General features: G+C 43.4%; 12 protein-coding genes. 7 read left to right on the forward strand and 5 right to left on the reverse strand.

Annotated features, from left to right (window positions below):
- Positions 1-29: 29 nt before the first annotated feature.
- A protein-coding gene (locus OGY06_RS16690) for an IS3-like element ISSen4 family transposase (protein WP_103015411.1) occupies positions 30-1,150 on the reverse strand; the annotation gives its coding sequence in 2 pieces (ribosomal slippage) (positions 30-892 and positions 892-1,150; 1,122 coding nt in all).
- A 52-nt stretch (positions 1,151-1,202) separates the two neighbouring features.
- Between OGY06_RS16690 and OGY06_RS16695 the strand changes: the two genes are divergently transcribed.
- The 7 genes from OGY06_RS16695 to OGY06_RS16725 all read left to right on the forward strand — a co-directional run bounded on the left by OGY06_RS16695 (position 1,203) and on the right by OGY06_RS16725 (position 11,189).
- Positions 1,203-2,054: a TnsA endonuclease N-terminal domain-containing protein gene (locus OGY06_RS16695; RefSeq protein WP_286605800.1), complete on the forward strand. Its 852-nt coding sequence runs from the start codon at positions 1,203-1,205 to the stop codon at positions 2,052-2,054.
- On the forward strand, positions 2,041-4,164 hold the full coding sequence (locus tag OGY06_RS16700; protein WP_000351437.1) for a TnsB C-terminal domain-containing protein: 2,124 nt from the start codon (positions 2,041-2,043) through the stop codon (positions 4,162-4,164). The genes OGY06_RS16695 and OGY06_RS16700 overlap by 14 nt, the downstream gene beginning before the upstream one ends.
- Positions 4,164-5,612, forward strand: coding sequence for an ATP-binding protein (locus OGY06_RS16705; RefSeq protein WP_001049180.1), 1,449 nt, complete (start codon positions 4,164-4,166; stop codon positions 5,610-5,612). Before OGY06_RS16700 ends, OGY06_RS16705 begins: the two co-directional genes overlap by 1 nt.
- Positions 5,613-5,652: 40 nt before the next feature.
- A complete protein-coding gene (locus OGY06_RS16710) occupies positions 5,653-7,209 on the forward strand; it encodes a TnsD family Tn7-like transposition protein (RefSeq protein WP_001324699.1) in 1,557 nt (518 codons plus the stop codon).
- 11 nt (positions 7,210-7,220) lie between these two features.
- On the forward strand, positions 7,221-8,147 hold the full coding sequence (locus tag OGY06_RS16715; protein ID WP_000262423.1) for a hypothetical protein: 927 nt from the start codon (positions 7,221-7,223) through the stop codon (positions 8,145-8,147).
- Positions 8,148-8,499: 352 nt separating this feature from the next.
- Positions 8,500-8,799: a helix-turn-helix domain-containing protein gene (locus OGY06_RS16720; RefSeq protein ID WP_001097216.1), complete on the forward strand. Its 300-nt coding sequence runs from the start codon at positions 8,500-8,502 to the stop codon at positions 8,797-8,799.
- 563 nt (positions 8,800-9,362) lie between these two features.
- Positions 9,363-11,189, forward strand: a complete 1,827-nt coding sequence (locus OGY06_RS16725; protein WP_001239419.1) for an AAA family ATPase — start codon at positions 9,363-9,365, stop codon at positions 11,187-11,189.
- A 168-nt stretch (positions 11,190-11,357) separates the two neighbouring features.
- Here the strand turns inward: OGY06_RS16725 and copM are convergent, their stop codons facing one another.
- From copM to silR, 4 genes are all read right to left on the reverse strand, one after another.
- Positions 11,358-11,708: a CopM family metallochaperone gene (gene copM / locus OGY06_RS16730; protein ID WP_000647571.1), complete on the reverse strand. Its 351-nt coding sequence runs from the start codon at positions 11,706-11,708 to the stop codon at positions 11,358-11,360.
- A 147-nt stretch (positions 11,709-11,855) separates the two neighbouring features.
- The gene (silE, locus tag OGY06_RS16735; RefSeq protein WP_000790485.1) at positions 11,856-12,287 is read right to left on the reverse strand and encodes a silver-binding protein SilE; all 432 of its coding nucleotides are present in this window, start codon (positions 12,285-12,287) and stop codon (positions 11,856-11,858) included.
- 244 nt (positions 12,288-12,531) lie between these two features.
- Positions 12,532-14,013, reverse strand: coding sequence for a copper/silver sensor histidine kinase SilS (silS, locus tag OGY06_RS16740; protein WP_000555733.1), 1,482 nt, complete (start codon positions 14,011-14,013; stop codon positions 12,532-12,534).
- Positions 14,006-14,686, reverse strand: coding sequence for a copper/silver response regulator transcription factor SilR (gene silR, locus OGY06_RS16745; protein WP_000697966.1), 681 nt, complete (start codon positions 14,684-14,686; stop codon positions 14,006-14,008). Before silR ends, silS begins: the two co-directional genes overlap by 8 nt.
- Positions 14,687-14,807 lie beyond the last annotated feature (121 nt).

The following is a 14,807-nucleotide window of genomic DNA, read 5'->3' on the forward strand; positions in this document are numbered from 1 at the left end:
TGACCTGCCCCCACGATTAGATACAACACTCAGTTAGTAACGTCGGAATCTTCATTCTCAGAATGACCCTTTCTCCAGCCCGCTGCAAATTCAGACGGTGTCTGATAATTCAGCGTGGAGTGCGGGCGGCATTCGTTATAATCCTGCCGCCAGTCATTAATAATTTTCCTGGCATGAACGATATCGCTGAACCAGTGCTCATTCAAACATTCATCGCGAAATCGTCCGTTAAAGCTCTCAATATATCCGTTCTGCGTTGGCTTGCCCGGCTGGATTAAGCGCAACTCAACACCATGCTCAAAGGCCCATTGATCCAGTGCACGGCAAGTGAACTCCGGCCCCTGGTCAGTTCTTATCGTCGCCGGATAGCCTCGAAACAGTGCAATGCTGTCCAGAATACGCGTGACCTGAACGCCTGAAATCCCAAAGGCAACAGTGACCGTCAGGCATTCCTTTGTGAAATCATCGACGCAGGTAAGACACTTGATCCTGCGACCGGTGGAAAGTGCGTCCATGACGAAATCCATCGACCAGGTCAGATTGGGCGCCGCCGGACGGAGCAGCGGCAGACGTTCTGTTGCCAGCCCTTTACGACGTCTTCTGCGTTTTACGCCCAGGCCACTGAGGTGATAAAGCCGGTACACGCGCTTATGATTAACATGAAGCCCTTCACGGCGCAGCAACTGCCAAATACGACGGTAGCCAAAACGCCTGCGCTCCAGTGCCAGCTCAGTGATGCGCCCTGATAAATGCGCATCAGCAGCCGGACGGTGAGCCTCATAGCGGCAGGTCGACAGGGATAAACCTGTAAGCCTGCAGGCACGACGTTGCGACAGACCGGTCGCATCACACATCAACATCACGGCTTCCCGCTTCTGGTCTGTCGTCAGTACTTTCGCCCAAGAGCCACCTGAAGCGCCTCTTTATCCAGCATGGCTTCGGCAAGCAGCTTCTTGAGTCTGGCGTTCTCTTCCTCAAGCGACTTCAGGCGCTTAACTTCAGGCACCTCCATACTGCCATACTTCTTACGCCAGGTGTAAAACGTGGCATCGGAAATGGCATGCTTGCGGCAGAGTTCACGGGCGGGTACCCCAGCTTCGGCTTCGCGGAGAATACTGATGATCTGTTCGTCGGAAAAACGCTTCTTCATGGGGATGTCCTCATGTGGCTTATGAAGACATTACTAACATCGGGGTGTACTAATCAACGGGGAGCAGGTCAGTAGGCGTCTCAAATCCTATTTGGATTATGAAAATGCGCTAGGTGACGGCATAGGAGTGGGCTATGGCCAAAGTTATCAGCCCTGGCTTAGAGCTCAGGACGTTAAATCCCGTGGAAACCGTTCGATAGTCTTTGGCCTTAAGACGTTTCGAAACCATCATCTCCTTTCTTCTGTCGAAAGTAACTTTTTCTATCTGGCTGAGTTTAATGACTCGGTGATTGATATCCGGGAACAATTCCCACTCTTTCCTCTCCGGCTTACCCAACAAATAGCAAATCATCTACATTTTCAACATCCTATGGTGAGGGGAGTAAGAGGAGTACCTGTCGAAGTTCTGAATGTTATGACAACCGATTTTTTACTGACCTTGAGAACTCCTGAAGGCGGACTTCGATACAAAGCTATAGCAGTAAAACATAACGAGAGCATACCTGAACGCGAAGCCCAAAAACTTGAAATAGAGAGGATGTTTTGGCAGTTGATTGATGTTGAGTTTCAAATTTATGTTGGCTCGGAACTCAATAACGTCGTCGGTAAAAATATTTGCTGGGCTACTTCTGTATTAAGAGATGGTTCTGAATTTTATGATAAATATCCTCTTGATAAAATCCTATGGAAGCTTAAACCAGATGTTTATCCCATAGTAGGACTACGTGCAATGATTTCATCAATCTTTAGGGTAGATGCACAAGAAGCGATGATGTTATTGCAGGCAATGATTGGATTAAAAATGATAAATGTTGATTTATCATATCCAATACTCGAAACCGGTCTGATAAAGATAATTTCCAATGACCACTATATAGGACTGAACGCAAATGGATATTATTAGGAATTCAGTCTGGCTCTCTCAAGGCACTGATTTGCTTGCAGAGGGACTTTACCGTGTTTTGGATTTTGACAGAAAGGTCGATTTGTTAATTTTGTTTAAAATAAAATCAGAAAGAACGGGTAAGCCAATCCCTTTCTCATTTTCAATGTTTAAATATTATATTGAATCAAATAGCATAACTTGTAAAGATTATATATATCCTTCATATATGTTAGTAGATGAGAAAGAATTAACAGATAAAGACAGAGGAAGGCGAGATGAAAATTACAATATCATTAAAGATCTTGTAGATGACAGAATGTTTCTGTTCGACTATGCATTACATAAAAAGTCGCACCTTTTAATGGATTACTCAAGAAATAAAAAAATATCACAATATACTATCAGAACGCTTCTGGCGTTGTATTGGCGACATGGGCAGGATATTTATGCATTGCTACCCGCATTCTCGAACTGTGGCGCCGCTGGGAAAAGTAGAATCAAACATGAAATTAAACTTGGGAATTCCAAAAAAAACAGAGCATTACCTAATGAACGATCACGTGTTTTCATTCTTAATGAAAGAGATATAAATAATATTAGAAAATCTCTCATTACGTATCATTATAAAGTTAACGGAGATACGATAAAGAAAACATTAGAGAGACATATTGATTTGTATTTTAGGGATGAAATTAAAACAGCAAACCTAGAAAATAGAGCTCCATATGTTCCTTCTTTAAAACAATTTTCATACTGGAATAAAAAACTCTTCACTAAAGATTTCTCGATAAATAAGAAGAACACGAAAAAAGAAATAGACCTCAAAATGCGGGCGCTTTTAGGTAGTGTGGCTAATACAACTGTTTTGCCGGGTGATGTTTTCGAAATAGACTCAACTGTCGCTGATGTACATCTTATTTCGAGTTTAAACAGACGAAAAGTCATTGGGCGTCCTACTATTTATACAGTGGTGGATCGTGCAACAAGAATGATTGTTGGCCTTCATGTTTCTTTATACCATGCTTCATGGCGAGCCGCCCGACAAGCGTTAGCAAATTGCTTTATGCCAAAAAAAGAATATTGTAGATTATTTGGAATCTCTATTACTGATGATGATTGGCCTTGTTCTCACATTCCATTAACATTGATGTGTGACAACGGGGAGATGATTGGTCTTAAACCTCAGGAAGAGATGACCCCCCTGACAAAACTTGAGTTTGCGCCAGTCGGTAGAGGCGACAGAAAAAGCATTGTTGAACGCTGTTTCGGCATTCTGAATGATGAGGTTATTCATAGGCTTATTGGAACAACACGAAGGGGAAAGATTGTTAAAGGAGAGCCAACACCGCAATCCAGGGCTTGTTTAACGATTCAGGAGGTCACGTCTTTACTGATTCGGGAGATACTTGCACATAATCAGAGAACGTATGAGGAACTGGCTTATATCAATCCCTTACTGATTGAAAATGATCTCGTAATATCACCAAAAAATAGTTGGATGATAAGCTTAAAGCACGGGAGATTCAGCGCAAGAGCCGTTGGGGCCGACGAAGTGATCGCACGATTGTTAATCCCTGTGAACGCTAACATTACCGCCGGTGGGATTCAGTACAATAATCTTTTTTATGAATGTGATCCTGAAATTGCATCAGGTGTCAGAGTATTTGGAAGAACCACTTGTGAAGCAAGAATAGATGACAATTGCGTAGATTATATATATGTAAGATTTGACAAAAATAGCATTTTCAAAAAACATTACCTACTTAAGAAAAGAGATGTATTTAAAGGGAAAGCTCATCTTGATACAGATGTAATGGCTGATTGGGTAGATACTCAAAAAGAAATTAATTTATTTACTCTGGATTCGCTCAGCAATATCAATAATAAAGATGAATTTAACAGGAAAGGTAACGAAAGATTAAATGAAATATACGAATCTCGCCGGGTACATGGTAAAGATATTAAAAAGAACAGGAAAAATGAACTTGATTCATTAGGGCGAACTCATGTTGCTAATGGAAGATCTGAACCCCTACTTCCTTCATCCAGTAATGTTCTGCTTTTGCCTGGCCGGGAGGAGAAACAAAGATGGTTAAAAGGTAAGAAGAAGACTGAGGACGCAGAATAATGAACCTTATACGGCGCGTTTCAGCGATATATAAAGAACAGGAGTTACCTGAGTATCGTGGCAATCCCTTAATTGAAGCACTTCCTGAAGCGCTTACGGAAGATGAAGTACTTCTGGAAATGAGTTATTTCCCCGAAATTGACGAAAAAATCCGCTGGACTGCCCCGGCGAATGTTAGAGAGCAGTATGTCGAACGTATAAAGAAATTCCGTTGCCCTCAAACCAATCTTATCCAGGCTTATAAGATGATCTTACGGGCACTTAGGGAAAGCTATGCAGCTCGTAATCCTTTAAAAAGCGGAACAATTCAATATCTTCATTACTATGGAAATGAGCGTCCTGATATTGAGCCAGAAAGTGGATATTTTAAATCCCAGGCTGAAACTATTACGATAGTTGGAATGAGTGGTTCTGGAAAAACTACCATGATTGAGCAAGTCATGGATCATTTCCCTCAGATTATAGAACACAGCAGCTATAAAGGAGTTTTTCCCGGCTTCAGTAAGCAAATTGTATGGGTAAAGATTAATTGTCCATACAATTCAAGTGTGAGAGACCTTTGTGAAGAGATTTTACAAAAATTAGATGATGCAATTGGTATTGAACGAACTACACCTGAGATTAGAAATGGTGCTCTGGCTCGCCAGATTGCACAAAGAATTAAATCATCATTTTTGGGTATCCTTGTTATTGATGAAATGCAGAGGCTTAAATTTTCAAGAACCGGGGGTGAGAGTAAGTTGATTGATTTTTTACATGAAATTGTAGATTCCATGGGGGTATCTATGGTTTTTTGTGGAAATCATCCTTTTGACGAGACGCTGACAAAGAAAATGAGAATTGCCAGGCGGGCAGAGTCTGGTGGTTACATGAAAATTAAGAATGTTAGATACGATTCACAAGACTGGCAATCGTTTATTCATTATTTATGGCCATTACAATGGACAAATGTTGAAACTCCATTAAATGATGAGTTAAACGAAAAATTATTCATTTTATCTAAAGGCAATATTGGATTGGCTCAGATGATTTATCGGGGGGCACAATTAAAGGTTATCGGTAGCGGCAATGAAATCATCACTGGCGCAGTCTTGTCGGCCTCTGTACCGGTACTCGTGAGTCATACGGAGGAATATAAGGATACTCCACTCCCGGGGGCCGCGACTGAAGATGAGGAAGCTAAATGGCTCTCTGCATCTAATGAGGGTGATGCTTCGGCTAAAATCATGGCAGAGAAGTCCCTAAAGTCTTTGATCCCTGGGGATATAGACAGGCCACAGCACAAGGAATTCGTAGGAAAAATAGACGAGGTTTTGCGCAATTTCGACGAGAAAATACTGTCTCTTGACCACGATCTTGTTATCAACAGAACAGCTGAAAAGAAAAATACCTACGATGCTCTTCAGCGTTGCGGGCTTATAAATATAGATCCACTTAATAAATTGTAATGAGGTAACAGTTCGTAACGGTCAAAGAGAGGTGTGGGAAATGAGAATGTTGCCTGTTTTGCCTGATGAATCCTTGTTCAGCCGGTTTTGTCGGACAACTACCGTGTACGGTATGTCCCCATCTTCTCTGTTAACGATCATTTTCAACAAACCTGATATGAACGTCCATCCAATTCTCAATTCAGGATTAAAGGCTATTTCTCTTCATACATCCGAAAGTGCAGATCAGCTCTGGCATGAACAGACTTTACTCCCTCTTTTTGCCTGGGCACTACCAATCAGTCGTAATGAAATTATGGATTTCAACACGACCCCTGCCAGGCTTAATCGATTGTGCCGCCTTAGTAATTTTTCACTAGGGCAGCGCACACTATTGAAGTTTTGCCCGGTTTGCGCTCGTGAAGATACTTTTCATTATGGTGTTACTTATTGGCATCTGGCGCATCAGCTTCATGGGGTTACAACCTGCCATCGGCATCCGGTAGCGCTTGAAAGCATCCATGTCCCTTCTTCACCGCACATACGTATTGGACTGATGCCTCCTGTTTCGTATACAGAACAACTTAGCAATGAGATAGACTTCGATTTTGCTAAGTTTTGTTATGAGTCCCTAAATATAATCAGAAGAAAAGATATTACACACCCCAATTACATGGATGTACTTAAAAAGTTGAATTTATTATCATTGGATGGAAATTTAAAGAAAAATGTATTCTACGCACATGTTTATGCTAAGTGCCAGTTATTTGGGGAGGGTTCATCGGGACTTATACCAACATCCCTAACTGATTATCATTACTGGGAGCCTATACTCAAAGACAAATGTTGTCAGCATCCCACAAAGCATCTTTTGCTTTGTTATTGTTTGTTAAATACTTGCTGGCCAACGTATGCAGGAAGTCGTACTAATAAAAAGAAAGAAATCTTTAAAAGTCATAAGAAATACAGTTTTCATATAGTTGAAAATAATACTAGTGTTAGCAACCTTGGGAAGGAATTTAGTCGCAGCAGATGTTACATTAAAACACTTATTTATAAAAAATACCTGAGGGCGTTTAAGCGAAACACAAAAATTAATATATTCACTGAATTGCTTATCAAGTCTATGGCTGTAAGGGGGTTTAGTCTGGCATCCATAGCTGAGAAAAACTCATTATCGGAAGGAGCTGTATCCTCTGTAATTTCATCTTGTTACGGTTTATGCTCATGGCGTAAAAAATGTAAAAAAGATTCTTTAAGACGGCGTCATAAGCAGAAAATATTAAGATTTATACATAATCAATCCGTTTCTATAACACGAAAGTTAGTCAAAGAAAGTTGTTATGCAAGTTTCTATTGGCTAAATAAACATGAATGTGACTGGCTTAATTCCTGTCTTCCTAAAACAATACGATGCTATAAAAATAAAAGAGTAGACTGGAGCGAGAGAGATATTATCTCATCATCATTAATAAATGATGTTTTATCTCAGGGGCAGTACTCGATGTCACTTACAAGTCTAGATGCTTTACTGGGAGGGCATGGCTGGCTTTTGAAATACAGAGATAAACTACCAATGACAATGATACTTCTCAGAAAAATGGAACTAATTAAATAAGAGGGAGTTATATGGTTTACGAAAATGAATTGTGGCACAGTTTTCTTCTGCGTTCACAGATAATGTATAACTTATCCAATTGCAGGAACATAATATCAAAGCATGGCGCACTAAGGTACGATGCCTTTCCTCGTTTCGAACTGATTGATATGTACAAATTGCATAGCTTGCAGGATATATATGACATTCTTGCCACTAGAAATGGTTATATACTAACTTCCAATATAGTGTCGTTATCTTCTGGTGTTTACGGGTATTTTAACGCTGTTGAAGATGCCTGTCGGAAAAATTTTCACATAACTAATTCATATCCATTGGTAAACATCTCAAACATTCGTTACTGTCACAAATGTATTGTTGAAGATATACACTCTAAAGGTATTGGTTATCTGCGTCATAGATGGTTGTTTGAATCTAAATGTGCAGTTCATAGTACCAGTTTATATGAGGTTTGTTTTGATAACTATTTGAATGCAGTGAAAGGACTTAGTGACTTAATTATAAGTGGAATAAATCCTCATGGTTATTGTTCCCTTGTGGTTGACGTTTCAAACCCTTTCAAAAATCCAGTGTATATATTACCATGTGCACGTAATAAAATTTTAAAATGGATTTCGGACAATAAAAATATGCTGATTTACTTTCTCTTTGATCTCTTCAAATGTAAGTCGCATTCAAGTTTATCTAAGGTTATCGAAGTCAAGATAATGCATGATAGATATATTTCTGCGGTGTTCAAGATGTTAAGTGAAGTTAATTTTTGTAATTTCAACTCATTTATTTCTGATATTTTTGAGGACGTAAGTTATGCCTCTATCGGACTTGATGATTATTCTGTTAATGTGCATTTTCTCAGGCTAAGGGCTGCAGATTGTAAATTTTGCCAGTTGAATGGTAAATATTTTTGCTCACTTTACAATGTAAAACTTCTTCGCTAATTTCACTTCATTTATAAAATACTAAGAAAGCTAGTTAGATAAGGTTTTATATTTTGACTGGGGCAGGAATAAATTATCACTCATAGAGTTTCCCTGGGGGTTACCACCTGTGTATGATGCCGGTTAGCAACAACGTCTAAAAGACCTGCGATCACGTGGGTCCCTCTCCAGCAAAGGGGCAAGGGGTGCTATATAACGGTGTACTGCTTACCCAATACGGCCTTGTATTTGAAAGATGCCGCATCTTGGCAAGATTCGTATTACAGCCTATAGTCTGTTAATGAGCATTACAGCCTATATGCTGTAAATCCCTGCGTTATGCTTGTTAACCCGTCGATACGGAAGGTCACTTATGAACACTCAATACGCTTTGAAGACTTTGAATCAGTTACGTCCTGTTTTAATCGGCTTTCGCAAAGCCAATGGACTGACGCAAAAAGATGTTTCTGAACGTTTGGGTATAACACAGCAAACTTATGCCCGACTAGAGGCCAACCCTGCAAGTGCGGGTTTTGAGCGTTTGTTTAGGGTGTTCAGCGTCCTTGGAGTGGAGATCGTACTTTCATCCAGGGAACCATTGTCAGATGCAAAGCCCGAATACGGAGCTATGCACAATTATTCTTCACTTCCAGCCAGGCGGGAGAAATGGTGACGCCTGGCGCTTCCCGGTCTAATTTTTCTTCAACAAGATTAACCCCTTAGCGGCCTGAAGTATCAGGTTGCGATAGAGCCTTTCATTTCTTCTGTTATGTTAAATACACCATTTTGAGCTATTTCGCTCGGCCTTAAATTATCTCTTCATTCTTCAGTGAAAATTTTATGTCGATCACATTATTGATGAATTTAGGAAATAATCCGTAAATGAAAATCTATCTTCTTTTAAATTCATCAGTGTCAGTAGCAAATATTACGCATAAAAGAATGGTTATTATTATCATTTAAATTATAAAGCTCATGAGTCAATTCCAAAAAATATAATAAGCATTGAAATCATTACCCGTGATTCTGGAGTTTTAACTTTGCCATGTAACCAACCACAAGTTAGTTTCCGGTGTTTTGAGGGGCAGTAAAGTTCTGAAAGCGCGACCAGATCATAATCCCGAAATGTCGTTAAGATATTCTGAATAACGGTTATCCCTGCTTGTTGGCAGGCATTTGAAAATATATTTTGTATTCAGGTTGCAGCAAAACGCTTTCTTACACACAGGACTTCATATGCGGCTCAGAAAATTAAAACTGAAAAACTTCAGAGGCTACAGAAACTCTACTGAAATCATTATTGATGAAAGCATGACGGGTATTGTCGGTCGTAATGACTTTGGGAAATCAACGCTTCTGGAAGCGCTGGCTATTTTTTTTGAAACAGAAGGAATGAAGGCTGACAAGAATGACATGAACTGTTTCAGCCTAAGAGAAGGGGACGGCCGTTTTGAAATAGCCTGTGAATTTGATGACCTGCCCGATTTTATCATGATCGACGACAGGGTGCAGACCACGCTCGCCTCAGAACATCTGCTGAATGAGGACGGCAATTTTGAAATCGTCAAAACGTTTAAAGCAACGACCTCAGGAAAACCGGAGCAGACCTGCATCCGCTGCATCCACCCGGATGAGGAGCCCCTGAGAAATTTACTGGGCATGAAAATTTCTGAGCTCAAGGCGGTGGGAAAAGAAGTTGAAAAAAATGTGGCGGATAAACGCACTGCATCGTTATGGCGTCAGGCCATCAGGGAAGCCGCAGCCCCCTATACCTGTTCGGAAATTATGCTGGATGTCGATAAAGAGTTCGGAACCGACACAAAATCATTATGGGGTAAGATCCTCGATTTGCTGCCCACGTATGCGATTTTCAAAGCCGACAGGGAAAGCAGCGACGGGGATTCCGAAGCTAAAAACCCCTTACAGCAGGCCGTAAAAGACGCTCAGGCTGCGCTGCAGGACAAAATTACAGCGCTGGAAAATGAGATTCAGGACAGCGTCCTGGATGTCGCACAGAGAACGCTGGATAAATTACGTGAAATGGCCCCCGAACTCGCCAGTGAACTGACTCCACGATTTAAGGAGAAACCCAAGTGGACCTTCAATTTCACCCTGGACGGGGAAAATGGCATCCCCATCAATAAGCGCGGCAGCGGGATAAGGAGGCTTATCCTGTTGAATTTTTTTCGGGCTGAGGCTGAAAAGAATGTCGCGGGGACGCCCAGAAATGTGATTTATGCCATAGAGGAGCCTGAAACGTCACAGCATCCGAACTATCAGATGATGCTGATGAAAGCGTTACTGGCACTGGCAGGCCAGCCGCACCGTCAGATTATCGTCACCACCCATGTCCCGGCGCTGGCCGGATTAATCCCTGTCGAAGGCGTACGTTATGTTACCCGAAATGAGGCGGGTGAACCCGTAGTAAAAATGCCGGATGACGCAGTGCTGAAGGAAGCCACTGAAAGCCTGGGGGTGCTGCCAGAGACCGGTATGGAAAGGGCGCAGGGGATTGTTCTGGTAGAGGGAAAGTCGGATGTTACTTTCCTGAGGCATGCGGCCAGTTCATTAAAACAGTCAGGTGCGCTGCCAGCCTCTCTGGAGGACGTGAAAATAGTGCCAGTCCTCATAGGAGGGTGTGGTAGCGTCAAACACTGGGTTACATTGAATCTGGCCAAAGATCTGGGGCTTCCCTGGTGCGTATTTCTGGACTCCGATATTGGGGGAGACCCTGCACAGGTTCTGTCCATCCAGAAGCGTAAAAAAGAAGTAGAGGAGGCCGGTAAGGTATTTTTCGCTACGCGCAAACGTGAGATAGAAAACTATCTGTGCCCGGATCTTATCGAGGAAATTACTGGTGTAGCCGTCACGTTTACGGACACCTGTGACGCTAAAAAAATAATCGGCCGGGCTGTGGGAATGAAACCCGATAATGTACTAGATAAATTCTGGCCTCAGATGACATCAGAAAGAATCATCTCAAGATCAACCTATCATGACGGAACGCAGGAGAGAAGCGAGCTGGTTGAGATCCTGAGCGACATTGTATCCATGACGAGATAATGTATTAAATAAGCATCTCAGGTGCATATATTCCGGTCCTCAACAAAGGACCGGAGTACAGAGTAGTAAAAACCCGAAATTAATCGGGTTTGAATTATATAAAGATTAACCGACTCCCGCGCCCAGGAACGATGTAAAATCACGCTTGTCGTGACATTTCTACAATGTTTACTTTTGACTATCAAGCCATTTATTCATCTGCTCAATTTCACCTTTTTGAGCTTTAATGATGTCCTGCGCGAGCTTTCTCATTTTCGGATCTTTTCCGTATTTGAGCTCGGTCTCAGCCATTGCTATTGCCCCTTCATGGTGCGCTACCATGCCTTTCGCAAAAGCCTTGTCGGGATCGGACTCATTTACGGCAGCCATCATTTTGTCATGCATGTCTTTCATGCCAGCCATATATTCCTGTGACGAAGCCGAGGTAGACATATCAGTCATTTTCATTTCTGAATGTTCTGCTGAAATCGCTGGCAGGGATAACATTAATACTGCAAATAAAGTGTTTCTGGCTTTCATAAAAAATATCCTTTTAGCGTTGATGCCCGTTAACTGTAGCAGAATCTGATAAAAATGCCCCCTGTAGGGGGCAAAGATGTTGCCATATATCCGGTTACGGAAAAATCTATCAAGGAAATAAGGACAGCACAGATACTTCCCTCGCCGTCAGCCTGCACTGAGCATGCGACGATGCGCTTCGGCCATGGCCTGATGTGGGCCAGACTGACCGTTATTCATAAATTCATGGGCAACTGCAGCTCTTTCATGCTCATTCATTGCCGCTAATGACTTCGACGGCCCGGTAGGGGAAACGGTCTGACTTCCCATCATCCTCTGATGACTTTCCACCATTTTCTGGTGCGCATCCGCCGACCCGTTCGTCATGGTTTCATGAGCAATAATGGCCTGTTCATGCTGGTCCATACCGGCCATACGAGGTGCAGTCCCCTGGATCCCGACAGGAGCCGCAGCAGACTGCATCTGGTGAGCAGGTGCCTGTGCATTGTTGACCCGCTCATGGATATTCACGGTTTCAGTGGCCCAGGCCGAAGAAATTAAGCCAAAGCCCAGCAAGGATGCTAATACGATATTTTTCATGATAACTCTCCATTTCTTAATTAGTGATGTCCGGGGGAGTACAACCGGTGTTTTCAGTTCCATAACTGAAACAGGTTCGGAAGTGTTTATTTCTCCGGGAGGGGACTGGATATTCATTTCCTGGCGTCCACTGACGCCGGATATTGATAAAGCAATCCAGCCTTCCTGATAAGTTGCACTAATTATATCGAATGGCTTCTGTTTGCTGCATGTCAGGCTAATGACATCTTTGTCATTTAAATCTTTATTCCCAGCACTGGGTGTCCGGAATCATTTTCTCCAGTCTGGGCACGGATAAGATAAAACGCGTTGAGTGTACGTCCGATTCCACCTGCACTCTTCCGTGATGTGCTTCCACGATTGACTTCACAATCGCAAGGCCGATGCCGCTGCCTTCTCCTTTTCGTTGTCTGGACGGATCCACCCGATAAAAACGGTCAAACAACCTTGATAAATGCTCTTCAGGGATTGGTTTCCCCGGATTTTCAATCACAAGGTCAAAAAAGCTCTCCTGCTCTCTTATTGAGACGGTGATTGCCTGTCCCTCTGGGGTATAACGCAGGGCGTTGGATAACAGATTATTGATCGCTCTTCTGAACATTTGTGGATCTCCCTCAACCAGGCAGGGCATCCCGTTAAATTTGAGCATAATATTGCGTTCTTCGGCCCAGGCTTCGAAAAACTCGAAGACTTTCATGACTTCTGCTCTGAGGTCAAACCGAACCCTGTCAGGTATCAGCTGATTATTGTCCGCCTGTGCCAGGAACAGCATGTCGCTGACCATTTTGGTCATCCGGTTATACTCTTCAAGGCTGGAATAGAGGACATCCTCAAGTTCCTTCTGCGTTCGATCCTGACTCAGAGCGATTTCAGTCTGCGTCACCAGATTGGTGATGGGTGTTCTGATCTCGTGCGCGATATCGGCAGAGAAATTGGCCTGGCGGGTAAAAACATCCTCAATCTTTCCAATCATATGATTGAACGAGATAACCAGCTGCTCCAGCTCAATGGGAACGCGTGTCGGTTCCAGCCGCGCATCAAGATTCTCGGAGGTGATGTTTTTAATGGCATTGCTGACATTACGAAGGGGCAGGTGCCCCTGACGGACAGCAATGCGAATGATCAGAACAATCAGCAGGCTTATCACGACGGCAATCGCAATCAGATTTTTTTTCAGCGCATCGAGGTAATGGAGATGGAAATTAATGGAGAGGCCAGTCAGCATGACATAGTTCTGCTGTTTGCCCTGAAATGTCGCCTGGCCAGAGGAGGCGATAATCCGGTACGTTTCCATCTTCATTCCGGACCCGGTATCCATCGCTCTCGCAGTATCCTCCACCGTCCAGAGAAAGACATCCCGTGCGCGGCTGTGCTCGCTAAAATCGGCTGAATTCACGGCCGGGCGTAGTGCTGCCCCCTGCGCAGAGCTGTACAGCACCTCACCCCGGGGATTGAGGAGCAAAAGGGCAACGTTGCGGTAGCTGGCGATCGATTCCTTTATTTTGCTTACTTTTTTTTCATCCGGATCTGCCGGGGACTGGAGTATACGGCTCAGTGTGGTGCTGATTTGTTGCAGATCGCTGACATCCTGCTCGGCAAAATGCTTTTCAACAGAATGCAGCATAAACCAGGTGAAGGCGATAAACGCCAGTATTGTGGACAGGCTGATAAAAAAGGTCAGCCGCAGAGCGAGTGAGAAAGGTCGTCTGGACGGTTTGCTATGCATCCGGGATCTCCAGCATGTAGCCCACGCCCCGCACTGTCTGGATCAGTTTTGTCCCGTAATCGTTGTCTATTTTAGCGCGGAGTCGCTTTACTGCGACATCAATCGCGTTAGTGTCGCTGTCAAAATTCATGTCCCAGACCTGAGAGGCAATCAGGGAGCGGGGAAGAACTTCTCCCTGATGGCGAATGAAGAATTCCAGCAGGCTGAACTCTTTACTGGTGAGCACAATGCGGTTCCCGGCGCGGCTGACTTTTCTGGATACGAGATCAACCGAGAGGTCAGCCACTTTAAGCTGGCTTTCCGTGATCATCGTGTTTCCCCGCCTGAGGAGGGTTCTTACCCGGGCGAGCAGTTCAGCAAACGCAAAGGGCTTCACCAGATAATCGTCCGCACCCAGCTCAAGTCCTTTGACCCTGTGTTCAATCGTGCCAAGGGCCGTCAGCAGTAATACCGGCATCCCCTTTCCGGCACTGCGCAGCATACGGATGATATCCCAGCCGTTTACATCAGGCAGCATGATATCCAGGATGGCTAAATCATACTCGGCTGTCATGGCAAGATGATATCCGGTCAGACCATTATCAGCGTGATCCACGACGAACCCCGCCTCTGTCAGCCCCTTGCTGAGATATTCACCTGTTTTAATTTCGTCTTCAACGATTAATATTTTCATCATGCTCCCCGGCTGGCTGCTAATGTCATTTTATTGCGCCCACGATCGTTATCAACGGATTACAGCAAAAATGACAACATTGTCATTATCCTGTCACCCGGCAAACAGAGAGCGTTCGGTA

This window comes from Citrobacter sp. Cpo147 (assembly GCF_030332405.1).
Classification (GTDB): domain Bacteria; phylum Pseudomonadota; class Gammaproteobacteria; order Enterobacterales; family Enterobacteriaceae; genus Citrobacter; species Citrobacter portucalensis.

Bases quoted from the DNA above. Each gene is read 5' to 3' on its own strand.
- OGY06_RS16700 (WP_000351437.1), top strand. From the start codon at position 2,041: ATGGATATTATTAGGAATTCAGTCTGGCTCTCTCAAGGCACTGATTTG.
- OGY06_RS16705 (WP_001049180.1), top strand. From the start codon at position 4,164: ATGAACCTTATACGGCGCGTTTCAGCGATATATAAAGAACAGGAGTTA.
- OGY06_RS16710 (WP_001324699.1), top strand. From the start codon at position 5,653: ATGAGAATGTTGCCTGTTTTGCCTGATGAATCCTTGTTCAGCCGGTTT.
- OGY06_RS16715 (WP_000262423.1), top strand. From the start codon at position 7,221: ATGGTTTACGAAAATGAATTGTGGCACAGTTTTCTTCTGCGTTCACAG.
- OGY06_RS16720 (WP_001097216.1), top strand. From the start codon at position 8,500: ATGAACACTCAATACGCTTTGAAGACTTTGAATCAGTTACGTCCTGTT.
- OGY06_RS16725 (WP_001239419.1), top strand. From the start codon at position 9,363: ATGCGGCTCAGAAAATTAAAACTGAAAAACTTCAGAGGCTACAGAAAC.
- copM (WP_000647571.1), bottom strand. From the start codon at position 11,708: ATGAAAGCCAGAAACACTTTATTTGCAGTATTAATGTTATCCCTGCCA.
- silE (WP_000790485.1), bottom strand. From the start codon at position 12,287: ATGAAAAATATCGTATTAGCATCCTTGCTGGGCTTTGGCTTAATTTCT.
- silS (WP_000555733.1), bottom strand. From the start codon at position 14,013: ATGCATAGCAAACCGTCCAGACGACCTTTCTCACTCGCTCTGCGGCTG.
- silR (WP_000697966.1), bottom strand. From the start codon at position 14,686: ATGAAAATATTAATCGTTGAAGACGAAATTAAAACAGGTGAATATCTC.